The 23,856-nt window shown below is 54.2% G+C and carries 27 protein-coding genes; 13 read left to right on the top strand and 14 right to left on the bottom strand.

All coding sequences use genetic code 11. From position 1 onward, the window contains the following. Nucleotides 1-330 precede the first annotated feature (330 nt). Nucleotides 331-525, bottom strand: coding sequence for a DUF1127 domain-containing protein (locus tag G6R15_RS18800; RefSeq protein WP_164661513.1), 195 nt, complete (start codon nucleotides 523-525; stop codon nucleotides 331-333). 249 nt (nucleotides 526-774) lie between these two features. On the opposite strand from G6R15_RS18800, the gene hslV reads away from it, so the two are divergent. After that, a complete protein-coding gene (gene hslV, locus G6R15_RS18795) occupies nucleotides 775-1,326 on the top strand; it encodes an ATP-dependent protease subunit HslV (RefSeq protein WP_164661512.1) in 552 nt (183 codons plus the stop codon). Here hslV and G6R15_RS18790 read toward each other — a convergent pair. Then, nucleotides 1,323-2,564, bottom strand: coding sequence for an MFS transporter (locus G6R15_RS18790; protein ID WP_164661511.1), 1,242 nt, complete (start codon nucleotides 2,562-2,564; stop codon nucleotides 1,323-1,325). The two genes, hslV and G6R15_RS18790, sit on opposite strands and share 4 nt — an antisense overlap. A gap of 113 nt (nucleotides 2,565-2,677) precedes the next feature. Continuing rightward, entirely contained in the window at nucleotides 2,678-3,070 is a 393-nt protein-coding gene (locus tag G6R15_RS18785; protein ID WP_240336809.1) for a DM13 domain-containing protein, read from the bottom strand. Between the two features lie 203 nt (nucleotides 3,071-3,273). Between G6R15_RS18785 and hslU the strand changes: the two genes are divergently transcribed. Genes hslU through G6R15_RS18770 form a run of 3 tightly spaced genes read left to right on the top strand, consistent with a single transcriptional unit; the run spans nucleotide 3,274 to nucleotide 6,973 of the window. Further along, complete coding sequence (gene hslU, locus G6R15_RS18780; protein ID WP_164661509.1) at nucleotides 3,274-4,581, top strand: ATP-dependent protease ATPase subunit HslU; 1,308 nt, start codon at nucleotides 3,274-3,276, stop codon at nucleotides 4,579-4,581. 53 nt (nucleotides 4,582-4,634) lie between these two features. Next, nucleotides 4,635-5,756 (top strand): alpha/beta hydrolase, encoded by a 1,122-nt coding sequence (locus tag G6R15_RS18775; protein WP_240336808.1) that lies wholly within the window; start codon nucleotides 4,635-4,637, stop codon nucleotides 5,754-5,756. Further along, on the top strand, nucleotides 5,753-6,973 hold the full coding sequence (locus G6R15_RS18770; protein WP_164661508.1) for an MFS transporter: 1,221 nt from the start codon (nucleotides 5,753-5,755) through the stop codon (nucleotides 6,971-6,973). The genes G6R15_RS18775 and G6R15_RS18770 overlap by 4 nt, the downstream gene beginning before the upstream one ends. Here G6R15_RS18770 and G6R15_RS18765 read toward each other — a convergent pair. From G6R15_RS18765 to G6R15_RS18755, 3 genes are read right to left on the bottom strand one after another with little or no spacing between them, the layout of a single operon-like run. Continuing rightward, nucleotides 6,970-7,557, bottom strand: coding sequence for a Smr/MutS family protein (locus G6R15_RS18765; protein ID WP_164661507.1), 588 nt, complete (start codon nucleotides 7,555-7,557; stop codon nucleotides 6,970-6,972). The two genes, G6R15_RS18770 and G6R15_RS18765, sit on opposite strands and share 4 nt — an antisense overlap. Beyond that, complete coding sequence (locus G6R15_RS18760) at nucleotides 7,557-8,609, bottom strand: murein transglycosylase A (protein WP_164661506.1); 1,053 nt, start codon at nucleotides 8,607-8,609, stop codon at nucleotides 7,557-7,559. The genes G6R15_RS18765 and G6R15_RS18760 overlap by 1 nt, the downstream gene beginning before the upstream one ends. Next, nucleotides 8,606-9,262, bottom strand: a complete 657-nt coding sequence (locus G6R15_RS18755; RefSeq protein WP_164661505.1) for a Tim44/TimA family putative adaptor protein — start codon at nucleotides 9,260-9,262, stop codon at nucleotides 8,606-8,608. The genes G6R15_RS18760 and G6R15_RS18755 overlap by 4 nt, the downstream gene beginning before the upstream one ends. A 108-nt stretch (nucleotides 9,263-9,370) precedes the next feature. Here G6R15_RS18755 and G6R15_RS18750 point away from each other — a divergent pair, with 108 nt between their 5' ends. Both G6R15_RS18750 and secB read left to right on the top strand, forming a co-directional pair. Further along, nucleotides 9,371-9,904: an FxsA family protein gene (locus tag G6R15_RS18750; protein WP_164661504.1), complete on the top strand. Its 534-nt coding sequence runs from the start codon at nucleotides 9,371-9,373 to the stop codon at nucleotides 9,902-9,904. Between the two features lie 56 nt (nucleotides 9,905-9,960). Next, nucleotides 9,961-10,464: a protein-export chaperone SecB gene (secB, locus tag G6R15_RS18745; RefSeq protein ID WP_164661503.1), complete on the top strand. Its 504-nt coding sequence runs from the start codon at nucleotides 9,961-9,963 to the stop codon at nucleotides 10,462-10,464. Nucleotides 10,465-10,492: 28 nt separating this feature from the next. Here secB and dnaQ read toward each other — a convergent pair whose 3' ends face one another. The 4 genes from dnaQ to G6R15_RS18725 are packed head-to-tail and all read right to left on the bottom strand — an operon-like array spanning nucleotide 10,493 to nucleotide 13,230. Further along, nucleotides 10,493-11,218, bottom strand: coding sequence for a DNA polymerase III subunit epsilon (gene dnaQ / locus G6R15_RS18740; protein WP_164661502.1), 726 nt, complete (start codon nucleotides 11,216-11,218; stop codon nucleotides 10,493-10,495). Beyond that, nucleotides 11,211-11,804, bottom strand: a complete 594-nt coding sequence (coaE, locus tag G6R15_RS18735; protein WP_164661501.1) for a dephospho-CoA kinase — start codon at nucleotides 11,802-11,804, stop codon at nucleotides 11,211-11,213. Before coaE ends, dnaQ begins: the two co-directional genes overlap by 8 nt. Then, nucleotides 11,801-12,634 (bottom strand): shikimate dehydrogenase, encoded by an 834-nt coding sequence (locus tag G6R15_RS18730; RefSeq protein WP_164661500.1) that lies wholly within the window; start codon nucleotides 12,632-12,634, stop codon nucleotides 11,801-11,803. Before G6R15_RS18730 ends, coaE begins: the two co-directional genes overlap by 4 nt. Then, nucleotides 12,631-13,230, bottom strand: a complete 600-nt coding sequence (locus tag G6R15_RS18725; protein WP_164661499.1) for a nucleoside triphosphate pyrophosphatase — start codon at nucleotides 13,228-13,230, stop codon at nucleotides 12,631-12,633. Before G6R15_RS18725 ends, G6R15_RS18730 begins: the two co-directional genes overlap by 4 nt. Before the next feature lie 406 nt (nucleotides 13,231-13,636). On the opposite strand from G6R15_RS18725, the gene G6R15_RS18720 reads away from it, so the two are divergent. The 7 genes from G6R15_RS18720 to G6R15_RS18690 all read left to right on the top strand — a co-directional run bounded on the left by G6R15_RS18720 (nucleotide 13,637) and on the right by G6R15_RS18690 (nucleotide 21,015). Then, nucleotides 13,637-14,086, top strand: a complete 450-nt coding sequence (locus tag G6R15_RS18720; RefSeq protein ID WP_164661498.1) for a CopD family protein — start codon at nucleotides 13,637-13,639, stop codon at nucleotides 14,084-14,086. A 122-nt stretch (nucleotides 14,087-14,208) separates the two neighbouring features. Further along, the gene (gene rho / locus G6R15_RS18715) at nucleotides 14,209-15,480 is read left to right on the top strand and encodes a transcription termination factor Rho (protein ID WP_164661497.1); all 1,272 of its coding nucleotides are present in this window, start codon (nucleotides 14,209-14,211) and stop codon (nucleotides 15,478-15,480) included. Between the two features lie 30 nt (nucleotides 15,481-15,510). Then, a complete protein-coding gene (gene mnmE, locus G6R15_RS18710) occupies nucleotides 15,511-16,800 on the top strand; it encodes a tRNA uridine-5-carboxymethylaminomethyl(34) synthesis GTPase MnmE (RefSeq protein ID WP_164661496.1) in 1,290 nt (429 codons plus the stop codon). A 12-nt stretch (nucleotides 16,801-16,812) separates the two neighbouring features. Continuing rightward, nucleotides 16,813-18,681 carry a tRNA uridine-5-carboxymethylaminomethyl(34) synthesis enzyme MnmG gene (gene mnmG / locus G6R15_RS18705; RefSeq protein WP_164661495.1) on the top strand — a complete coding sequence of 623 codons (1,869 nt, stop codon included), beginning with the start codon at nucleotides 16,813-16,815 and terminating at the stop codon, nucleotides 18,679-18,681. Continuing rightward, entirely contained in the window at nucleotides 18,678-19,301 is a 624-nt protein-coding gene (gene rsmG, locus G6R15_RS18700) for a 16S rRNA (guanine(527)-N(7))-methyltransferase RsmG (RefSeq protein ID WP_205520563.1), read from the top strand. The genes mnmG and rsmG overlap by 4 nt, the downstream gene beginning before the upstream one ends. Next, nucleotides 19,294-20,103, top strand: coding sequence for a ParA family protein (locus G6R15_RS18695; protein ID WP_164661494.1), 810 nt, complete (start codon nucleotides 19,294-19,296; stop codon nucleotides 20,101-20,103). The genes rsmG and G6R15_RS18695 overlap by 8 nt, the downstream gene beginning before the upstream one ends. 15 nt (nucleotides 20,104-20,118) lie before the next feature. Next, nucleotides 20,119-21,015, top strand: a complete 897-nt coding sequence (locus G6R15_RS18690) for a ParB/RepB/Spo0J family partition protein (protein ID WP_164661493.1) — start codon at nucleotides 20,119-20,121, stop codon at nucleotides 21,013-21,015. On the opposite strand, the gene G6R15_RS18685 is transcribed toward G6R15_RS18690, so the two are convergent. From G6R15_RS18685 to rph, 4 genes are read right to left on the bottom strand one after another with little or no spacing between them, the layout of a single operon-like run. Continuing rightward, the gene (locus G6R15_RS18685; protein ID WP_164661492.1) at nucleotides 21,005-21,358 is read right to left on the bottom strand and encodes a YbaN family protein; all 354 of its coding nucleotides are present in this window, start codon (nucleotides 21,356-21,358) and stop codon (nucleotides 21,005-21,007) included. The two genes, G6R15_RS18690 and G6R15_RS18685, sit on opposite strands and share 11 nt — an antisense overlap. Before the next feature lie 3 nt (nucleotides 21,359-21,361). Then, entirely contained in the window at nucleotides 21,362-22,519 is a 1,158-nt protein-coding gene (gene hemW, locus G6R15_RS18680; RefSeq protein WP_164661491.1) for a radical SAM family heme chaperone HemW, read from the bottom strand. Next, entirely contained in the window at nucleotides 22,509-23,123 is a 615-nt protein-coding gene (gene rdgB, locus G6R15_RS18675; RefSeq protein WP_164661490.1) for an RdgB/HAM1 family non-canonical purine NTP pyrophosphatase, read from the bottom strand. Before rdgB ends, hemW begins: the two co-directional genes overlap by 11 nt. Next, complete coding sequence (rph, locus tag G6R15_RS18670; RefSeq protein ID WP_108785306.1) at nucleotides 23,120-23,833, bottom strand: ribonuclease PH; 714 nt, start codon at nucleotides 23,831-23,833, stop codon at nucleotides 23,120-23,122. The genes rdgB and rph overlap by 4 nt, the downstream gene beginning before the upstream one ends. Nucleotides 23,834-23,856: the final 23 nt, after the last annotated feature.

Raw genomic sequence — 23,856 nt, 5'->3', positions numbered from 1 at the left:
TTTTAAGAAGGCTTTGGTCTCTTCCCTGAAGTTTTCAGGTTTCAAAAGTGGTGTCTGTTTTACACCCTCGACGGCAGTGCGGCACGGATCGGAACCTCATAGTTTTCCCAACGTTTTCTGCGACATGGGCACCGGTCGATGCCCAGATTGGCCAATGAAAATAGGCTATCGGTCGTGCGGCGTATGAAAGCATCGTCTGGAGTGACGATGGAGGGGAAAATTCGCCTTAGTCATGATCCATGCAACAGGGTCGGTTCAGAGCAAACTCTAGAAATGAAAAAGCCGCCCCCGAGGGATGGGGCGGCTTTTTCCGTCAAACGCGACGCGAGATCAGAAGTTGGCGATCTCGGAGCGGTTCAGGCCAATATCGCTCAGCATGTCGTCCGACAGGTTGGACAGTGCTTTGCGAGTGATGCGGGCCTCGTTCCATTCGGTGACGGACTCTTTGACGGATACGAATGCGTTGACCACACGGAGAGTTGCGACTGCTCCGAAAGGCACATTTGTGTTAGCGACGGTTGCCATGATGCACTTCCTTTTTTTGAAACCAGCCGACCCTGTGTCGGTTGTAAGCCTCATGTAGTACCGTCAGCTGAGTCCTACAATTGTTGAGTCAACAGCCCCGATTTGCGTCCAATGCATAGCGAAACGGCACAAAATCGGGGTGAAAACTGCATTTTTAAGCGGAACGGGAATTGCAGTAGGCACGATGCCCCGTTGCCTCTGCTGCCCGCGCAGCCCATATAGATCGCAACTCAGATGCTGGAGGCACCCATGGCAGACGATCAATTCCCCGGTTGGCACGGAACAACCATCATCGGCGTGAAAAAAGGCGATGAGGTCGTGATCGCGGGTGACGGGCAGGTGAGCCTGGGTCAGACCGTCATCAAAGGCACGGCACGCAAGGTGCGCCGTCTATCTCCGGGCGGGTTTGATGTGGTCTGCGGTTTCGCCGGTTCCACTGCGGATGCATTCACCTTGTTGGAGCGCTTGGAAACCAAACTGGAAGCAACCCCCGGACAGCTAGCGCGCGCAAGCGTTGAACTGGCCAAGGACTGGCGCACCGACAAATACCTGCAAAAACTCGAAGCGATGCTGATCGTGACTGACGGCAAAGACATGTTCGTGATCACTGGGGCCGGGGACGTTCTGGAACCTGAACACAACGTCGCGGCCATCGGGTCGGGCGGCAATTTCGCACTCGCAGCCGCGCGCGCGATGATGGACAGCGACAAGGACGCCGAAGCGGTGGCCCGTGATGCCATGGCGATCGCGGCAGACATCTGCGTCTACACCAACGGTAGACTGACGATCGAAAAGATCTAGGCCAGCAGGGCCGCGATCTCTTTTCCTTTCCAGCTTCGATACATTCCGATCAGCCCCAAAAGGGCTGAGAGGACAACGATGTAGTAGGGTAGGCGAATGTCCACGCTCATCAATCCGCCGCCGATCAGGGACATCACTCCACCCGCAAGGCAAAACACCGCCGTGGTAACGCCCATGACCCACCCCTGATCTGCCTCGCTTACGCTGGAAGAGAACACACCCAATATGGTCGGGTACGAGACACCGAAGAAAAAATAGAAAAAGAACACCGGGACGTAACTTAAGACTCCATTGGGGCTAAAGGCGAAAGCAATTCCGCAAATCACCATCAACACAAGCGAAGCTCGGATGATGGAGTGTTTGCTGAACCGCTCTTGTGCCGGTTTCACGAGGAACGTGCTGGAAAACGCCAGTGCGACCCCAATAACCACCATCGCCATACTGCCGCCAATCACTCCGTAGCCCCAGGCACTGGTCAGGAAGTTGTCGACAAATACATAGAATGTAACGTTGGCAATCATGAATAGCGCATAGACGGGCAGGATTTTCAAAACCATCGGATACGCGCGAACGGCGATCAAACTGTCAGTGATGTCGCGAGGGCGAAACACGAAGGGCGTGCGTTCGGTGCGGGTGTCCTTGAAATAAAAGGACACAAGAAAAATGGCGATCATGACCAGAACAAACGCCCCATAAAACGGGGTTCGTAGCGTTGCAGCACTGCCTAGCAAGGCAGAGTCAGACAGAACCGCACCAATGATTGGGCCACCAACAAGACCAAAGCTGACTCCTGTGATGATGTAGCCCATATTACGATCACGATCTGCTGCGTCGGTGCTGCCATCAATCATCGCCGCCTGGGCAATCGGCTGGTTACCCGCTGTGAACCCGGTGATCGACCGACCCAGGATCAGCAAAACAAGACTGTTGAGATACAGTGCGATGATTGTGATGGCGTATCCGGCCAACGCCCCACCCAGACAGACCAGCAATGCATTCTTACGCCCAATGGAGTCCGAAACCTTGGACACATACACAACGCCCAGAAACCAGGATAAAAAGAAGCATCCGATCACCAGCCCATAGTACACGTGGCGCTGCCCAATGGGGGTGTTTTGCGGCAAGAATCCAGAATTTTTTTCCATTATCAACGAGTTGATGATTGGAAAGACCAGCCCTTGCCCAATCAGGTCGACAAAAACCACAAACAACAAAGTTATCTTGGCAATCTTCGTCATGAAATCCACCCTGAATCCAATTTGCTCGGGCGAGTGTAACAGACAGGCGCATTGTCACCTAACAGCATGACAGAGGCCGAAAAATCGGCCTCTGCGGTAGTTTGTTTTCTAACTTAATTGATCTTGGCGACACCCAGCGGCACGCCTGCAACCTCGCACCAGATGTAGACTTCGTTAAACTTGGACACGTCCATTGTGGGCGGCACAGCGTATTGTTGTTTGCCCGTCAGGTTCAGCAGCGCGCCCAGCTTGGTGTCCGGGTCGTACTTGCCATCTTTGCCGAACGCGACGCGCGGGTCGGGGCCACCATCCAGCGAAAAGTCATCACCCAGTTCGACGATGTAGCGATCGCCATCCTTGACCACTTTGACCGCACCCGATGTCACGTGATTGCTGAGACCGGTAAACGTGCCCTTGGCACCACCAGCCAGTGCGGCACCGGTGCTTGCGATTGTCAGTGCCATACCGGATGCGGCTGCGGCCAGGAACAAAGAACGACGGTTCATCATGAGTGGGGACCTCTTTTGGAATTCATAGGCGTCATTGCCTTGGGCTGACATTTGAGCAATCGGGCGGCGTTTGTAAGAGGAACTCACGCGCCCCTGATCACACGTGTTTCGCGCGTGTTTTGGCGTGAACGGCGCATGATCGGCTTGTGTTTTCCGCGCCCATGCTTAGGTTCCCCGATGACCTAATGGATAGAGTGACCATGACCGACCTGACCCCGCGCGAGATTGTTTCTGAACTGGACCGTTTCATCATCGGCCAGAAGGACGCCAAACGGGCGGTCGCCGTGGCCCTGCGCAACCGTTGGCGGCGCAAACAGCTGTCCGATGATCTGCGCGACGAGGTTTATCCCAAGAACATTCTGATGATTGGCCCCACCGGCGTCGGCAAGACCGAGATCAGCCGCCGTCTGGCCAAACTGGCCCGTGCACCTTTCATCAAGATCGAGGCGACAAAGTTCACCGAAGTCGGCTATGTCGGTCGGGATGTCGAGCAAATCGTTCGTGATCTGGTAGATTCTGCGATCGCACAGACCCGTGAGTACATGCGTGAAGACGTCAAAGCGCGCGCCTACAAGGCCGCAGAAGATCGCGTGATCGAGGCCATCGCCGGCACTGACGCGCGCGAAGGCACGCGCGAAATGTTCCGCAAGAAGCTGAAATCAGGTGAGCTAGACGACACCGAGATCGAGCTGGAACTGTCTGATTCCTCGAATCCGATGTCGATGTTTGAAATTCCGGGTCAGCCTGGTGGCAACATGGGCATGATGAACCTGGGCGACATGTTCGGTAAAGCCCTTGGCGGTCGCACGACCCGAAAGAAGATGACGGTTTCCGAAAGCTATGAGGTGCTGATCGGCGAAGAGGCCGACAAGCTGTTGGATGATGAAACCGTGACCCGTATCGCTTTGGAATCGGTTGAACAGAACGGCATCGTCTTTCTGGACGAAATCGACAAAGTCTGCGCCCGCACGGAAGCGCGCGGCGGCGACGTCAGCCGCGAAGGTGTACAACGCGATCTGCTGCCCCTGATCGAAGGCACCACCGTGTCGACCAAGCATGGTCCCGTCAAAACTGACCACATCCTGTTCATCGCATCTGGTGCGTTCCACATCGCCAAGCCCTCGGACCTGTTGCCGGAACTTCAGGGTCGCTTGCCGATCCGCGTGGAACTGCGTGCCCTGACCGAAGAAGATTTCGTGCGCATCCTGACCGAGACGGACAACGCACTGACCCGCCAGTACACCGCCTTGATGGGAACCGAAGAAGTCACGGTCACCTTCACCGACGATGGCATCGCGGCACTGGCCAAGATTGCTGCTGACGTAAATCAGTCTGTTGAAAACATCGGTGCACGGCGGCTGTACACCATTATGGAACGCGTGTTCGAAGAGCTGTCGTTCACTGCCCCCGACCGCTCGGGCGACGCGGTGACGGTGGACGCGGGGTTTGTTCAGGAAAACGTGGGCGCACTGGCGCAATCCACGGATGTCAGCCGCTACGTTCTCTAGACGCCAGTCAAAAAACCGTTAGCGTTGTACCGTTCGTTTAAGGAGCATCCGGCGTGCGGATTTTTTTGTTTTTGTTTTTCGGGCTGTTTCTCGCAACCTGCACCGATCGCAGCTATTCCCCGGTTGTGCCCAGCGCGTTGGACGTGGGCACACCCAAGACTGTGTTCGCCGCAACCTCGCGTACTAGAGAAGCTGATGGCAGCTTTGCCCATCGCCGCTCTGAAACTCTTAGCTTGCTGGAACTGACCGTTTCCATCCCTCTGTCGCGCACTCCGGGATCATTGGATTTTGCCTATGCTAACCCAAACCCAAACAAACAATTCACCCTGGCCGCGAGAGAGGAATTCAACAACCTGGATGCTTTTTCCAAACGCCTGAACCAGAAAATCCGGCAAGAAGGCGTGCCCTCACGCGATGTCACCATCTTTGTGCATGGGTATAATTCGACCCAGACTGAAACCGCCTTTCGCGCGGCACAATTGTCCCATGACATTCAACTACCAGGCGCCATGGTCATCTATTCCTGGCCCAGCCGCGGCAAACCCTTTGGGTATGCCTATGACTATGACAGTGTTCTGTTCGCACGCGATGGGTTGGAAAGCGTTATTCAAAAGCTCAAGTCGACCGGTGTCGACAACATCTTTATCGTTGCGCATTCCATCGGGTCCGTCTTAACGATGGAGATGTTGCGACAAGCCGACATTCGCGAACCCGGCTGGGCGGACCGAAATCTAAGCGGCGTTGTGTTGCTGTCCCCGGATATCGACGTGGATCTGTTCAAATCACAAATGGGCAGCCTAAAGAAAGTGCCGCAGCCGTTTGTCGTGGTGGTTTCCGAGAAAGACAGAGCATTGAACATTTCGGGCCGCTTGCGTGGAAATTCAGACGCGCAGCGGTTGGGAAACATCTCTTCAATCGCGGCGGTTGCGGACTTGCCGATTAGTGTTGTGGATACAACAGCTTTTGCGGGGGATGCCCAATCTTCGCACTTGGTGGCGGGGACATCACCGACGCTGATAGCGATGCTACAATCCGTTCGGGCGATGGACAGCACTTTTGACTCCGACCCAGGCAACTTGGATTTTTTCTTACCCGAGGGCGCCGATCCGACACCTGACCACGCGCGTGAAATCGTACTGGATCAGGGTGGGTTCACCGGGAATTACGACCGGTGAAACTACAATCCGCGCTGGAGTTTTTGACGCTGAACGCCCGGTGGCTGGCTGCGGGTGGCGTGCTGACGTTTTTATCCAGCTTCGGCCAGACCTTTTTCATCTCGGTCTTTGCCGGCGAAATTCGCGAGGCATTCGATCTGAGCCATGGAGAATGGGGTGGCCTGTATTCACTGGGTACCATGGTATCTGCGGGTGTTATGGTCTGGGCTGGTGTCGCAACAGATTTCTTTCGCGTGCGCCTGTTGGGGCCACTGATTTTGACCGGACTGGTTATCGCCTGTTTGGTCATGGGGTTGAACACATGGGTCTGGGCCCTGCCGTTCAGCGTCTTTCTACTGCGGTTCTTTGGACAGGGGATGAGCAGCCATCTTGCGATGGTTGCCATGGCGAGATGGTTTACGGCCACACGCGGACGGGCGCTTTCTATCGCGACATTGGGGTTTGCAGTTGGTGAGGCGCTGCTACCGCTCATCTTCGTCACTGCAATGCTCCATATCCATTGGCAAACCTTGTGGATCATCAGCGCCGGCATTTGTGCTTTGGGTATACCAGCGTTGATCTTGTTGCTCCGGCATGAGCGGACACCGCAAAGCCTGGCCAAAAGCAATTCCAGCACCGGGATGGAGGGGCGTCATTGGACGCGGGGCCAAGCACTGCGGCATCCGTTGTTTTGGGTCTTGATCCCTGCGATCTTGGGACCATCGGCCTTTGTGACTGCGCTGTTCTTTCACCAAGTTCATCTGGCAGACATCAAAGGTTGGTCTCATATCCAACTGGTGTCCTTGTTCCCGGTCTATACCGTCGCAGGAATTGCGGCGATGCTGACGACTGGCTGGGCGTTGGACAGGTTCGGCACATCGCGGTTGATGTCCTATTACATGCTGCCCTTTGTCGCTGGATTCTTATGCTTCGCCTTGGGCAAGTCCCTGCCTGATGCGCTAGCAGGGTTTGTGTTTCTAGGCCTGACTAGCGGCGCAATTGCGACTTTGATTCCGGCATTCTGGGCGGACTTCTATGGCACCGCACACATCGGAGCGATCAAAGCTTTGGCCACAGCTGTCATGGTTCTGGGATCTGCTATTGGTCCCGCTATCACCGGGGCGCTGATCGACCTTGGCGTAGGATTCGACAATCAGCTTATCGGCGTTGCGGTCTATTTCATCGCAGTAAACGTGCTGACCGCATGGGGCGTCAAACGCGCCGCCAGAACGCTTTAACGCAGTCGACGCAGATAGACGTAGTATGCGCCCTCACCACCATGGGACAGATGCGCGGGCGTGACCTGCATCACCACTTTGGACAGAGGCGGCAACGACAGCCACTGCGGCACCTGATTGCGTAGCACCCCGCGCGGGGTTGGAATGGGGCCGGGTTCATCGCGATCTTTGCCCTTGCCGGTGATCACCAGAACCAACCGCTTGCCCGAGGCCTGCGACGACAAGATAAAGCGGGTCAGCGCAGGGTGGGCAGAGTCCACCCGCATTCCATGCAGGTCGAGCCTTCCTTCGGGTTTGAGCTTACCGCGTTTCATTCGGCCATAGGCCTTATTGTCCATCTGTACGGGCATCTTGGACAGATGTTGTGTCACCGACGGCTTCAAGTTGTTGCGCGCAGGTTTTCCCCCAGCTCTCTCGCCCACCGAAAACACAGGCAACGGCTCAAACAGTTCTTTGGCGGGCCTTGGTTTGGGCAATGAAGTGGCGTGGCTCTCTTCGACGTGATCTGGGTTCAGGCGATCTGCCTTTTCAACAACCTTGTTCCACAGGTCGACCTCTTCTTTTGACAATCTGCGCCGGGCCATCAGAATCCATCCGGCAACAGTGCATAGGCTCTCTGAATCGGCAACAGAACCAACATCCGACCCGGATCGCGCAACCTGCCGGCGGCCTGTCCGGCGGCGTCCCCGGTGCCAAAGAAGATATCGGCCCGCTGTGCACCCTTGATGGCTGATCCAGTGTCCTGAGCAATCATCAAGCGACGCAGTTTACCTGCCCCGTCTTTTTCCACCCAAACCGGTGCGCCCAACGGCGTATAGGCCGGATCAACCGCAATCGAGCGCATCGCCGTCACCGACCGGTTCATCGCACCCAAAGGACCATCGGCTGACGACACGCGCCGTACCTCGCGAAAAAAGACGTAGCTGGGATTGTGCAGCAGCAGCTCGACCCCGGCCGCCGGGTTGCGGCGTACCCAGTTCTTGATCACCTGCGCGCTGACCTGATGTGCGCTGTAAACGCCGCGGCGCACCAGCTCGACGCCAATAGATCGGTAGTTGTGCCCATTGGCTCCGCCATACCCAACCCTAAGGGTCGAACCATTGGTCAGGCGGATGCGCCCCGATCCTTGGATCTGCAAGAAGAACAATTCGACCGGGTCATCGACCCAGGCAATTTCCAACCCGCGGTTATCCATCACGCCGCTCGTCAGGATCTCACGTCGGCTTAGCCAGGGGTTAGACGCCTTCGCCTCGGCCGGCATTTTGTAGACCGGATAGCGAAACCGACTGGTCGGTACGCGAGACCCTTCGAGTTCGGGTTCGAAATACCCGGTGAACATCGCGTCATTTCCGTCCTGGATCAGAACCGGGCGAAAGAACAGCTCAAAGAATGACCGCGCTGTTTCGGGTGAATGAGTCTGCGCCACCGCACAAAGCGATTTCCAATCAGGATCATCGAAATCAATGCACGTGTTGAGGAACGTGTCAAAGGCCGCAGCGTGATCATCTGCGGCCCATCCATCGAGATCGTCAAAAGAGGCGACAGTATACGTGACTTCGAACCCGTTGCCCGCAGCAGAACCTTCTGCGGTCATAACGGCACACACCAGAAATACCGACCGCAGCGCTGCAATCATGCGTCCGTGGCGACAAGCAGCCAGTTCGGATCATCGGTGCCCATAGTGCGGGCAAACGTCCACGTATCCTTTTGGCGTTTGATGGTATTGGCGTTGCCCTCAATAATGTCACCGCCGCGGTCACGCACAACCGACGTCAATTCAGCGACAAATCGCATGGAAATCTCGGCCAGTTGTGTGTCTTTGTCGAACTTGGCATCCACCAGCGTAGTCTCGCGCACCCCGACAAATTCCGCCTCGATCTTCAGGCCTTGGTCCTCGCGGTCGGACACGACGCTGACAAAAGTGTCGAACACATCTTCGGCCAGGAAAGGCTGGATGTCATTCAGATCGCCGCGTTCAAACCCCATGACAATCATCTCGTACGCGCCACGCGAGCCCTGGACAAAATCGGTGACCGAAAAACCGGGCTCGATCCGCTTCATCGCGGTCAATTCCTGCGCCTGCGGGCTATCTTCGGCAACGTGATCAGTGATGTCCCGGTCCGGGCCGCCTTCGATCACTTCAAAGTCGCGTTGCGCGCGACCATTGGGTTGTTGCGGCACGGGGGGTTTTTCAAAACCTTCACGCGTACCCAGGACACTGCGCAAACGCAGAATGAGAAAAACGGCGATGCCGGCCAATACCAAAAGCTGGATCAAGGGTGAGTTCATTTCTTCCTCGTTTCAGGCAAGAGGCTTTGTAAGCAAGGCCTCAGGCCACTATGTAGGGGACAGTACGGTGCAAGTCCACCATTCAGCCTATGAGAAAGGATAACCTAAATGTACCTGTTTCTGGCCTTTTTGCTGGTTCCGATCATCGAAATAGCCTTATTCATCCAAGTAGGCGGCCTAATCGGGCTATGGCCAACCCTTGCGATTGTCGTGCTTACGGCGGTTTTGGGCACTTGGCTGGTGCGGACACAAGGTCGCATGGCGATGGGACAGCTACAGGGGGCCTTTTCCAATCTGGATGACCCGACCGAGCCACTGGCGCATGGGGCAATGATCTTATTTTCGGGCGCGCTGTTGCTGACCCCCGGTTTTTTCACCGACGCGATCGGTTTTGCCCTGCTGGTCCCTGGGGTCCGGGTTGGGGTGTTTCGCTATCTACGGTCCAAGGTAACTGTCTCAAGTTTTCAAATGGGCGCCGACCCCCGGTTTCAGAACATGCATTCCGGCTTTGATCGCGGACATGGCGCACACCACGCTGGCAACCCGGGTGACGTCATTGATGGCGAATACGAAGAGGTCGGCAAACCGCGTGACCCAAATGCCCAACCATCGGGCTGGGTCGAAGGGCCGGACCGCCATTGAGGTGATAAGGGCAAGCTGCTAAGCAGTGTCGAATTTGATTTTCACGGAGCAAATCCATGGCCGAAAACGGCGCCGCCGAAGGCAACCAACAGCAGCAACCCCCCCAAGTTCAGATGCGTGTTCTGGGACAGTTCATCCGCGATCTGTCGTTTGAAAACGTGATGGCCCAAAAGGGCGCATCGGGCGACGTTCAGCCGGACGTCAACGTTCAGGTGAACCTGGACGCCAAGAAACGTTCAACCGATCACCAGTACGAAGTGGCGATCAAACTGAACATCGAATCCAAGGCCAAGGAACTGGGTGAAACCCTGTTTGTGTTCGAGATTGATTACTGCGGCATCTTCCACGTCGAAGGCGTGGCCGAGGATCAATTGCATCCGTTCCTGCTGATCGAATGCCCCCGCATGCTGTTCCCGTTCCTGCGCCGCATCGTCAGCGACGTGACCCGCGATGGTGGCTATCCGCCGTTGAACCTGGACACCATTGACTTTGTTGCGCTGTATCGCAACGAATTAGCCCGCCTACAGGCCGCACAAAAAGAACAGCAGGCCGACGCCTGATTTCGGATTACGCGCCTGGGGTCGACCTTCAGGCGCGTTTCCACATCGCATCATCCCCTAAACTATCGACAAAGGCCTGATGGGCTTCTTGCTCTTTCTCCGTGACACGCGCGGGTAGGGGGTTGGGACGTGCGGTCGGGCGCCAGTCGTCTGCAGATGCGCCACCAGCGCCACCTTGCGTCTGAGACAAGCCAAAGTCGGGCTGTTTGCCGCCAATTAGCTCCAGATACACTTCGGCCAGAATTTCGGAGTCGAGCAAAGCGCCGTGCAACGTTCGTGAAGTGTTGTCGATGGCAAAGCGTCGGCACAGTGCATCCAGCGAGGCCGGCGAGCCGGGGAATTTTTTGCGCGCGATGGCCAGTGTGTCCAGCGCCTGTTCCCATGGGATTTCCGGCAAGCCCATCCAACGCAGTTCAGCGTTCAGGAACTTGATGTCAAAGGCCGCGTTGTGGATCACCAACTTGGAATCGCCAATAAAATCACGAAAGGCCTGACCAACCTTGGCAAACACTGGTTTGTCGCGCAGCGTCACAGCACCTGGGCCGGGCTGTTGTGGCGATTCCAACAGGTCGGGACCAATCCCATGAACACCAAACGCCTCAAGCGGCATAGAGCGTTCGGGGTTGATGTATTGGTGATACGTTTCGCCAGTTGCCAAGTGGTTCCACAGTTCAATTGCACCGATTTCAACAATCCGGTCGCCGCTTTCGGGATCAAACCCAGTGGTTTCCGTATCCAGAACGATTTCACGCATCGCTTAGCCCTGCTCTGATCTGATCCACCACAGCCTGCACCTGTTGGCGCGCGTGGTCCAGCGTGTCGGTCAGGATCACAAAATCGGACCGCTCACATTTTTCATCGTTCGGCATCTGCTTGGAGCGAATCTGCTGGAATTGCTCCAACGTCATCGTACCACGTGCCATCACGCGCTCTTGTTGAACCTCGGCCGGAACCGAGACACAAGCCACCGCATCCATTGCGGCATTGCCACCTGTTTCAAACATCAACGGCACATCGAATACCAGAATGTCAGCATCCGTGTCGGCCTTAAACTGTTCGCGATCCTGCCCAACCAGTGGATGCACGATCTGTTCGATCTGCTTCAACGCGGTTGGATCAGCCTGAATGACCTGACGCAGCGCATCGCGGATAACCGCACCGTCCACAATAGCGTCCGGAAATGCCGCCTGCATCGGTTCGACCGCTGCGCCGCCGGGCGCATAAAGCCTGTGAACTGCCGCATCCGCATCCCAAACGGCACAGCCCATTTCTGCAAACAGCTGTGCCGTCGTGCTTTTGCCCATCCCGATAGAGCCGGTCAGCCCCAGAAGAAAGCTCATCGCAGGGCCGCCGCGCGTGTGGCGCTGTCGACCTTGGGCCGTTCGCCAAACCACCGTTCAAAACCAGGAACCGCTTGATGGAGCAACATGCCCAAACCGTCGACAGTGGTGCAACCCGCCTCTTCTGCCGTCTGCAGCAGCCGGGTTTTGAGCGGCGCATAAACAAGATCAGTAACTACTGCTGTCTTCTTAAGCCCATCCATCGGGACGCGCAGATCGGAATTGCCAACCATTCCAAGCGAGGTTGTGTTCACCACCAGATCAGCGTCTTCGACCACATTGCCGGCCTGCACCCAATCGATCACCCGCACCCGCTTGCCAAAATCATCGCGCAGTTTATCGGCGCGGACACGGGTGCGGTTTGACAAAAAGATCTCGGGCACGCCCGCTTCAAGCAGGGCCGAGATAACTGCGCGGGATGCGCCACCGGCACCAAGCACCAAAGCGGGCCCAGATTTAGGATCCCAATCAGGCGCGCCGCTGTGCAGGTTTTCCATGAATCCATAGCCATCGGTGTTATCGGCGTGAATCTTACCGTCCTCGCGGAAGATCAATGTGTTTGCCGCCCCAATCAGCGTCGCGCGATCCGTAATCTGGTCAGCGATGGCCATCACTGCCTCTTTGTGCGGAACCGTAACGTTGACACCCACAAAGCCAGCCTTTGGCAAGGTGCGCAGAACCGTTTCCAGATCTTGGGGTGCGACGTCCATAGGGGTGTAATGCCCGGCGATGCCATAGGTTTTCAGCCAATGCCCGTGTAATCGAGGAGATTTGGAATGCGCTATCGGATGTCCGATCACCCCGGCCAAAGGAATTCGTGTGTTCGTCATTGTTCGATCACCCCCCGCAACGTCAGGAAATTGAGCAGCTCTAACAAGGGCATACCCAAAACGTTAAAATAGTCTCCGTCAATGCTTGTGAACAAGCGTACACCTTCTTCTTCGAGTTTGTAGGCCCCAACCGCATGGCGGATGCTGTCCCAGTTCCGTTCGACGTAGGATTTAAGATAGGCATCCGAACTGACCCGCATCCGCAATCGCACCTGACCCACATGGCGCCAGATCGGTTCGCCGTTTTCATAAATGACTGCGGCCGACAACAACATGTGGCGTTGGCCCCGCATTGCCGTGAGCTGATCAAATGCATCCTGGGGCGTGGTCGGCTTGGACAACAGCCGACCTTGAAAGTCCAAAACCTGATCACAGCCCAGAACCATCGCGCCCGGCGTCTTCAGGCTGATCTTACGTGCTTTGAGCTCCGCTAGGGCGTCAGCGATATCCCGTGGTGGGGCCTCTTCTGCAATCAGTGCATTTTTAACAGTATCTTCATCAACCCGAGGCACATTGATCTCAAACGGGACATTGGCATTGCGTAGCAGCTGCGCCCGGATGGTAGAGCCAGATGCGAGGACGATGGGGACAGTCATGTGGATAACCCCTTGGACTAGTCTTTGAGTGTTCTCGAACGGTTTGTATGACTTTCCGCTTGCCACGCAACCCCGGGGATTTCACCGAAAACATCTCTGATTCGTTCCAACTGTATCCTTTCAGGACAAGGATAAATCTGATCTCGTGGAAAACTTGTTGATCCCAACTTACCCTGAAACTTATCCCCAGGTTAATCAGTTTATTACCAACCTAAGTGATTGAACATCAGTATTTAAAATGACATGTGGAAAGAAACCGCCTCTGTCGTTTTCACGTTCTTCACATGGGGAAAACTCGCAGGACAGATCACTTATCCACGGATTTTGGGCGACCTACTAAACCATCAATCTTTTTTCTTTCTTTCTTTTTTATTAGGTATGCCCGAACCCCTTCCGCGAGACGCCTATGACCGAATTCCTGTTCACGATTTACCCATGGGTCAAATCACTGCACATCATGGCAGTCATCTCGTGGATGGCAGGCCTCTTCTATCTTCCCCGTTTGTTTGTGCATCATGTCGAACAGGCTAAGAAAGTTCAGGGCGCTCCAGAAATCTTTCTGATGATGCAAGAAAAGCTTTTGAAGATCATCATGCGACCGGCGATGATCGTGACCTGGGTCTGCGGCCTGATCATGGTGTTTACGCCGGGGATCGTCGACTGGTCATGGATCTGGCCCTGGACCAAGGGCGCGTCAGTTTTGGCTATGACCTGGTTCCATCATTGGTTGCTCAGCCAGCATCGTAATCTGGAAGAGGGGACTAATACCCTCTCAGGGCGCACCTACCGCCTCATGAATGAGGTTCCGACCGTTTTGATGGTGGTCATTGTCTTATCAGTCATTTTGAAGTTCTGAGGGCTGTTTGACTTCATCTGCTTACGTACCTATGTAGGGTGCAACTGACCCGTCCGGGTTACGTGTCTTCCGAATCCATATTCAATCCACGCCGCGCGCTCGCGGTCAAAGGGTGTTTGATCATGTCTGCTGAATCCCTGTCGCTTGCCTATCTCAAGGCCAAGAGCCCTAAAGACCTGCTGTCGATGGCCGAAGAGCTCGAGATCGAAAACGCATCGACGATGCGCAAGGGCGAAATGATGTTCCAAATCCTGCGCGAACGCGCGGATGAGGGGTGGGAAATTTCAGGCGATGGTGTGCTCGAGGTACTGCAAGATGGTTTTGGCTTTTTGCGCTCTCCTGAGGCGAACTATCTGCCGGGCCCCGATGACATCTATGTCTCGCCCGAGATGATCCGCCAACACAGCCTGCGTACGGGTGACACCATTGATGGTGTGATGAAGGCGCCGCTCGACAACGAGCGCTATTTTGCGCTGACCAATGTCACCACGATCAACTTTGAAGACCCGGAAAAAGCCAAGCACAAGATCGCATTCGACAACCTGACGCCGCTTTACCCGGATGAGCGTCTGAAGATGGAAGTCGAAGATCCGACCATCAAGGACCGTTCCGCTCGTGTCATCGATCTGGTGTCGCCGATCGGTAAAGGGCAGCGTTCGCTTATCGTGGCGCCGCCGCGGACCGGTAAAACCGTGATCTTGCAGAACATCGCCAACTCGATCGAAAAGAACCACCCCGAGTGCTATTTGATTGTATTGCTGATCGACGAACGCCCTGAAGAAGTAACTGACATGCAGCGCTCGGTTAAGGGGGAGGTTGTGTCGTCTACCTTTGATGAACCTGCAACGCGTCACGTGGCCGTCTCCGAGATGGTGATCGAAAAAGCGAAGCGCCTGGTCGAGCATAAACGAGATGTTGTTATTCTTCTCGACTCAATCACAAGACTCGGTAGGGCTTTCAACACTGTGGTGCCTTCATCGGGTAAGGTGCTTACAGGTGGTGTCGATGCGAATGCACTGCAGCGTCCAAAGCGGTTCTTTGGTGCTGCTCGGAACATCGAAGAGGGTGGTTCGCTAACGATCATTGCAACCGCACTGATCGACACAGGCAGCCGGATGGACGAAGTTATCTTTGAGGAATTCAAAGGTACGGGTAACTCGGAAATCGTTCTGGATCGTAAAATTGCAGACAAGCGCGTGTTCCCGGCCATCGACATCCTCAAGTCTGGCACCCGGAAAGAAGATCTGTTGGTCGACAAAATTGACCTGCAGAAGACTTTTGTTCTGCGCCGTATTCTGAACCCGATGGGCACAACGGACGCGATTGAATTCCTATTGTCTAAGTTGAAACAGACCAAGACAAATGGCGAATTCTTCGACTCCATGAACACCTAACAAACGGGTCTAAATAGCGAGGCCACTGGAATGGATACGATCTTTGCCTTGGCCAGTGCCCCCGGCAAAGCGGGCGTTTCCGTGATCCGAATCTCGGGTCGCGGATCTTACGACGTTGCGCAATCCCTGGTGGAAAAAGCGTTACCAAAACGGGGTATGTGCCTGCGAACATTGCGGAATTCAGCTGGAGAACGCTTGGACGAGGCTTTGGTTCTGACATTTCAAGGCCCTGCAAGTTTCACTGGAGAAAATGTCGTAGAGCTGCAAGTTCATGGTAGTGTCGCCGTTGTGAGTTCCGTTATGTCGGCTTTGGCCGAACAAAAAGATGCTCGAATGGCCGAACCAGGAGAGTTTACGCGACGGGCTTTGGAAAATGGCAAGATGGATTTGGCCCAGGTTGAAGGACTTGCCGATCTGATTGATGCAGAGACCGAAGCTCAGCGGCGTCAGGCGCAAAACATCTTGAAAGGTGAGTTGGGAAATCTAGCCGAACGCTGGCGCCGTGATCTGATCCGCGCCGCATCTCTGCTTGAGGCTGTTATAGATTTTGCAGACGAAGATGTCCCGACAGATGTCACACCCGAAGTGAATGATCTATTGGATGGTGTAACGACAGATCTATCTCGGCAAATCTCAGGCGTACGTATCGCCGAGAGGATCCGCACTGGATTCGAGGTTGCAATCATCGGTCGACCTAACGTTGGTAAATCAACTTTGCTGAATTCTTTGGCAGGGCGGGATGCAGCCATCACTTCGGATTTTGCCGGTACCACCCGAGACGTGATTGAAGTACGTATGGACCTGGCTGGTTTACCGGTGACTCTATTGGACACAGCTGGCATTCGGGAAACCGTAGATGCGGTGGAAAACATTGGAATCGCTTTAGCACGCAAGCGCGCGATGGCGGCCGACCTTCGGGTATTCCTGTTGGAAAATCAAGACGATAGCCCCGAATTCGAACCCAAAGCGCAGGATATTGTTGTTTTATCCAAAGGCGATTTGCGTCCTGAAGGTATTGTCGCAGTCTCGGGTCAAAGCGGCAAGGGTATCGATCAACTTGTCGGGCGGATTTCCGAGCGACTTCTTCAAACAAGCGCTAGTGCAGGAATTGCAACCCGAGAAAGGCATAGGGATGCAATGCAAGTTGCGCAACAAGCGTTATTCGAAGCTAAGACCATTCTCTCGTTCGGAGAAGATCGATATGATATCGGGGCGGAAGAAATTCGGACAGCGATCCGTGCTCTGGAATCTTTGGTGGGTCGAATTGACGTTGAGAATTTGCTGGATGAAATTTTCGCCAGTTTCTGCCTAGGTAAGTAGGGAGTGTTTCACGTGAAACATTTTGACTTTGATGTAGTGGTGATTGGGGCAGGGCACGCGGGCACCGAAGCTGCGCATGCCTCCGCACGTATGGGCGCACGAACTGCCCTCATTACATTGTCACAAAGCGATATCGGGGTTATGTCATGCAACCCCGCAATTGGCGGGTTGGGAAAAGGACATCTTGTTCGAGAGATAGATGCGCTGGATGGCGTAATGGGTCGGGTTGCCGATCTGGCGGGTATTCAGTTCAGACTCCTGAATCGTCGTAAGGGCCCAGCCGTTCAAGGGCCCAGAGCCCAAGCTGATCGTGGAATCTATCGTCGGAAGATGCTCGAAATTACCGAATTACAGGAAAACCTCGATCTTGTTTTCGGTGAAGTTGTTGACATAATTACTGAAGATCACAGAGCGTCAGGCGTCATTCTTGCCGACGGAAGCCGGGTTACAGCACATTCCGTCATTCTAACGTCGGGTACATTTCTACGAGGTGTTGTTCATATTGGCGACGTATCACGTCCAGGTGGACGAATGGGGGATCGTCCGTCAGTCAAGTTGGCGGAGCGCATTCAGGATATGGGTCTTGAGATAGGCCGCCTAAAAACAGGAACACCACCTAGATTGGATGGGCGGACAATCGACTGGAGCAACCTGGAGCGCCAAGAGGGTGACGACGAGCCAACTCTATTCTCTTTTCTGTCGTCAAAAGTTACTGCTCCTCAAGTCTCTTGCGCGATTACACATACCAATGAAAAAACACATGACATCATTAGGAAAAACTTGGATCAGTCCGCTATGTACGGTGGGCATATTGATGGAGTGGGGCCACGATACTGTCCTTCGATAGAAGACAAGATCGTCCGATTTTCAGAAAAGACATCCCATCAGATATTTCTGGAGCCGGAAGGTGCAAATGACCATACAGTTTATCCAAATGGAATCTCGACATCGTTACCCAAAGATGTGCAGGAAAATTATGTCCGTTCTATCGCTGGATTAGAGAGAGCTGAAATTCTGCAACTGGGCTATGCGATTGAATATGACTACGTCGATCCAAGGTCACTAAATTCTCAATTGATGCTAAGGACTATGAAAAACCTGTATCTGGCGGGTCAGATCAACGGTACTACTGGATACGAAGAAGCTGCAGCTCAAGGTATGGTTGCAGGGCTAAACGCCGCTTTGTCTGCGGATGGGAAGAGGCCTATTCAGTTTAGCCGCGCAAACAGCTATATCGGGGTCATGATAGATGACCTTACTACACGGGGTGTAGCAGAGCCTTACCGAATGTTTACTTCGCGTGCAGAATTTCGACTGTCACTTCGAGCGGACAATGCAGACCAAAGACTTACCGGACTTGGCATTGAACTTGGCTGCGTTGGAAAAACTCGAAAGTCGGTTTTTAGTGCAAAAATGGATGCACTGAAAGAAGCAACAACAGCTTTAACCAACGAAGTGTTCACACCTAAACAGTTGAAGGACAGCGGAATTGCGGTAAACCAGGATGGTAATAAGCGCAGCGGGATGGCGGTTCTCGCTTTTCCTGAGGTGAGTTTTTCCGACATTCAAGTTCTGATTCCCGAGTTGGCTGATGTCGAATTGAATATCCAACGGCAGGTTGAACGTGATGCGTTGTACGCCAATTATATCGCGCGTCAAAAGAACGAAATTGAAGCTCTAAAAAAAGACGAAAATACAACGATTCCCGAGAATTTTCCATATGATAGGCTTGATGGTCTGTCAAATGAGTTGAAACAGAAGCTGGTGAAACTCAAACCAGAAAATCTTGCCCAAGCTGGGCGCGTTGAAGGGATGACGCCGGCCGCTATGGCTCTGTTATTTGCGCACTTGCGAAGGACAAAGCGGGTCAAATCGGCATGAAGAAGAACGAGTTTGAGGATCTCACCCGTATGGATGTTTCACGTGAAACATTTGAGCGAATCGAAGTTTATGTTGAACTCGTGAAAAAGTGGAATCCAGTAATCAACGTTGTTTCTCGAAGAAGTTTGGAAGCAATTTGGGCGCGACATGTGATTGATTCAGTTCAAGTATTTTTATGCGTCAAAGAGTTGGGTTCCTGGTTGGATTTGGGTAGTGGTGGCGGCTTTCCTGGAGCAGTAATTGGAATACTCTCTAATCAAGCCTCTGTGGACTCTCGTGTAACTCTTATGGAAAGCGACCAAAGGAAGTCAGCTTTTTTGCGTACTGTTTCACGTGAAACATCTTGTGGCTTTAAAGTTATCAGTAAGAGGATTGAGCAAGCAGAGCCACAGGGTGCCGACGTAATATCTGCGCGCGCATTGACGGATCTCAAAGGGTTATTTGCATTTTGTGAGCGTCATATGAAGCCTTCTGGATCCGCCTTGTTTCCAAAAGGAGCTACCTGGAAAAAAGAAGTTACCGAGGCTCAAAGGGAATGGAAATTCGACTTCGATCCGATTACTAGTATCACTGAACCCGAGGCCGTAATCCTAAAAATCAAGGGAATCGAGCGTGCATGATCTGTCTCGTCCTGACGGACCAAAAATCATAGCTGTAGCCAATCAAAAGGGCGGGGTTGGAAAAACAACGACAACAATTAATTTGGCGGCGGCATTAGTCGAACGTGGGTTGCGTGTTCTAGTTGTTGATCTTGATCCACAAGGGAACGCTTCGACCGGATTGGGGATTGAACGCTCTGATAGATCGCAAACCAGCTATGATTTGCTGGTTGATGATGCGTCACCGGATGATGTTATACAGGACACGGACTTTGACGGGCTGTCGATCATTCCAGCGACTGTCGATCTAAGTTCGGCCGATATTGAACTGGTCTCGAACGAAAAGCGCAGCTTTTTGCTCCATGATGCTCTGCACCAGACGGCTATGGACGCTTTTCAGTGGGATTATATTCTGGTTGATTGCCCGCCGTCCCTGAACCTCTTGACGGTAAACGCAATGGTTGCGGCACATTCTGTTTTGGTGCCATTGCAAAGTGAGTTTTTTGCCTTGGAAGGGTTGTCACAGCTCATGTTGACGATCCGTGAGGTGCGTCAGACAGCAAATTCAAAGCTCCGGATAGAGGGGATTGTCTTGACGATGTATGATCGTCGGAACAACCTGTCACAGCAAGTTGAGGCCGACGCACGTGAAAACTTAGGAGATCTGGTGTTTGATACAAAGATACCGAGAAATGTTCGTGTCAGTGAGGCGCCGTCTTATGCACTCCCAGTATTAAGCTACGATCCAAATTCACTGGGTGCTCAGGCGTATAGAGAGCTTGCAGATGAACTCATGATAAAAAACAACAAAATGTCCGCGTAAAGAGGAGAAGCAGAAATGTCCAAGAGTAAAGGAAAACCCAGAGGTTTGGGACGCGGATTGTCGGCACTGATGGCTGACGTAACTCTTGAAGAAGAAGTGACAACCGTTGGGGCGCCGCGCCAAGGTGAGGTCACCGTTCCCATCGAGAAGCTGCGCGCGAATCCGGATCAGCCTCGTCGAACGTTCAAACAGGAAGATTTGGATGATCTGGCTGCATCAATTAAGGAAAAGGGAATTCTGCAGCCATTGATCGTACGATCAGTGAACGGTGGAAATTATGAAATTGTCGCAGGTGAGCGTCGATGGCGAGCGGCTCAGCTGGTTCAACTTCATGACGTTCCTGTGCTGGTGCGGGAATTGGATGACACCGAAGTTCTTGAAATAGGGATTATCGAGAATATTCAGCGAGCTGATCTGAATGCCGTGGAAGAGGCGGCAGGCTTTCGTCAGTTGATGGATCGTTTTGGCCACACGCAGGAAAAATTGGCCGAAGCACTGGGAAAGAGCCGAAGCTACATCGCCAATTTGCTCCGACTGTTGGCGTTGCCTGAAGATGTGCAACAATTGGTCGTTGACGGACTTTTGTCGGCAGGTCACGCGCGTGCTTTGATAACGTCAGAAGATCCATCAGAGTTGGCAAAGATCGTTGTGCGTGACGCTTTGTCTGTGCGCGCAACCGAGGCACTCGTGAAGCGCCAACAGAAAAAAGACGAACCAGCACCGGCCCCGAAAGCGCGCAGCATTGGATCGGAAAAGGACGCTGATACAAGGGCGTTAGAGAAAGATCTTTCAGCGATACTTGCGATGAAAGTTGCAATCAACCACAAGTCTGGAACGGAAACTGGTCAGGTGGTTCTAACGTATGAGAACCTGGATCAGCTCGACGATCTATGTGCTAAGCTTAGCCGCTAGGGCGAGTCCAGATGAAGATCAGGACTGCGCCGAGCGTGACAGCCTGAACTATTAGAATATGACTGGCTAAACCAAGTGCCAGAGACATACCAAAGACAGCCGTGACCGACAGGGTTGCGGCTTTTTTTGCGGCTGGGCGAATAGCTCCACTGGTATTCCAGTCCACGATCATTGGGCCAAAGATCTGATGGGACAGCAGCCAATCATGCAACCGTTCAGACGATCGGGCAAAGCAAAAGGCAGCCAGTAATAGGAACGGAACCGTTGGGAGGAGGGGGAGGACAACGCCAATCATGGCAAGCGCCATGCAAAACACTCCCAAGACAACCCAAACCACACGCATATTCTAATCCACCAACAATTCCCGGATGACGGCGTTCAAGACCGCGCGCCCATTTTTGGTTGCCTTCAGTGTAGAACCATCCTGCTCTACCATTCCGATGTCTACCAGATAGTCCAAACGATCGTGGGGAATAGGTGCTGATGAGAGAGCTTGAAAACGCTCCATATCTATTCCTTGGGTCAATCTCAGCCCCATCATCAGGTATTCATTAGCCTGATCTTGTGTCTGCAGCTGTGTTCTAACCGATTCTCCGGTGTTTTCGCTGACTTGAGTGAGCCAGTTGTTTGGGTTCAGAAAGGATTCAGTTGCGAACTTTGATTCATTAATGGTCAGGCGACCATGCGCGCCTGGGCCGATGCCCACGTAATCGCCATACCGCCAATAGACCTGATTGTGCTGCGATTCCGAACCTGGTTTGGCGTGGTTCGAGATTTCGTAGGCCGGCAATCCAGCGTCCTCGCAAATCTCTTGCGTGGCCATGTACATGTCGGCAGCTGTATCATCTACTGGCAAGCCGCGCAGCTTTCCAACCGCATAGCGATCGCCAAAGGCGGTGCCTTGCTCGATTGTCAGCTGATAGAGCGATAGGTGATCTATCGCCATTGATAGGGCTTGTTTCAACTCGGCCTGCCAGTCCAATAAGGTCTGGTGCTGGCGGGCATAGATCAGGTCGAAACTAACGCGATCAAAGCAATTTCGGGCGACATCAAAGGCTTTTTGCGCCTCGGCCACGGTGTGGATGCGGCCCAGGCGTTTTAAGTCCTCATCATTAAGCGCCTGGATTCCCATCGAGATCCGGTTCACGCCTGCGTCGCGATAGCCGGCAAAGCGTCCAGCCTCGACCGAGCCGGGATTTGCCTCGAGCGTGATTTCCATGTCGTTCGCGGCATGCCAATGTCCGCGTGCAGCCTGAATGACGGCGTCAACCGTATCAGGGGACATCAAGGACGGGGTTCCGCCGCCAAAAAAGATGGTGTTCAGGACGCGGCCTGGTGTTTGAGCCGCATAGCGTTCCAGTTCGAGCAAATAGGCATCAACCCAGGCGGATTGGTCTATCTGTCGGCTGACATGACTGTTGAAATCGCAATAGGGGCATTTGGCCTCGCAAAATGGCCAATGTACATACAGGCCAAAGCCCCCGTTTTGCCAATCATCCGCCAAAACAGCCCTTTACGAACTTTTGCACCGCAAGCGCGCGGTGGCTGATCTTGTTCTTTTCCCAGCGATCCATCTCGGCAAAGGTGATGTCACGCCCCTCGGGGATAAACATCGGGTCATAACCAAAACCCTGATCGCCGCGCATCGGCCAGGTCAGATGGCCGGGCGCTACGCCTTCGAATACTTCGTCATGTCCGTCAGGCCAGGCGACAACCAATGTGCTGCGGAATTGCGCGAGACGCGGGTAGGGGGCGCTGATTGCCTCAAGCTCGGTATGGGCGCGAGTCATGGCCATGACAAAGTCACGGCCATTTCCGGTCTCGGCCCAATCGGCGGTATAGACACCGGGGGCACCGTTCAATGCGTCGATGGTGATCCCGCTGTCATCTGAGAGGCAGGGCAGGCCGGTGGCCTTGGCGGCGGCGTGGGCCTTGATCCGGGCGTTACCAACGAACGTATCTTCGGTCTCTCTTGGTTCCGGCAGATCCAAGTCCGCGGCACCCACAACCTTGACCCCAAATGGGGTGAGGAGATGTTCCATCTCCTCTAGCTTGCCCTTGTTGTGGGTGGCAAAGACCAACGTATCACCATCGAATGCGCGGGTCATGCGGTGGCGGCCTTTTGGGCTGCGGCCAGTTCGCCCACGCCTTTTTCGGCCAGATCCATCAGTTGATCCATTTGCGCACGGCTGAACACTGACCCTTCCGCGCTCATCTGCACTTCGATCAGCTTGCCCGAACCGGTCATGATAAAGTTGCCGTCAACGCCGGCCTCGGAATCCTCGGGGTAGTCTAGGTCCAGCACTGGCTGGCCGGCGTAGATGCCGCAAGACACGGCTGCGACCGGATCAACCAGCGGATCGGAAATCACATCGCCGGCTTTCATCAGCTTGTTGACCGCCAGACGCAGCGCGACCCAGCCACCTGTGATCGAGGCGCAACGTGTGCCCCCGTCGGCTTGGATCACGTCGCAGTCGACAGTGATCTGGCGTTCGCCCAGGGCAACGCGGTCAACGCCGGCGCGCAGGGCTCGGCCGATCAGACGCTGGATTTCGACGGTACGGCCGCCTTGCTTGCCACTGGCGGCCTCGCGGCGCATCCGGGTGTTGGTTGCGCGCGGAAGCATCCCGTACTCAGCAGTAACCCAACCCAGGCCGGATCCCTTAATAAAGGGCGGCACGCGATCTTCGATGGTGGCGGTGCACAAAACGTGCGTGTCACCCATCTTGATCAGGCAAGAGCCTTCGGCATGTTTGGTAAAGCCGGTCTCGATGGAAACCGCGCGCATTTGGTTCAGATCACGTCCAGAGGGTCGCATGGGAAATCCTTTGTTTGCTGGCT

Source organism: Tropicibacter sp. Alg240-R139, assembly GCF_900537075.1.
Taxonomy (GTDB): Bacteria; Pseudomonadota; Alphaproteobacteria; order Rhodobacterales; family Rhodobacteraceae; genus Falsiruegeria.
The sequence above is the reverse complement of the archived record's forward strand: the minus strand, read 5'-3'. Positions and strand labels throughout refer to the sequence as shown.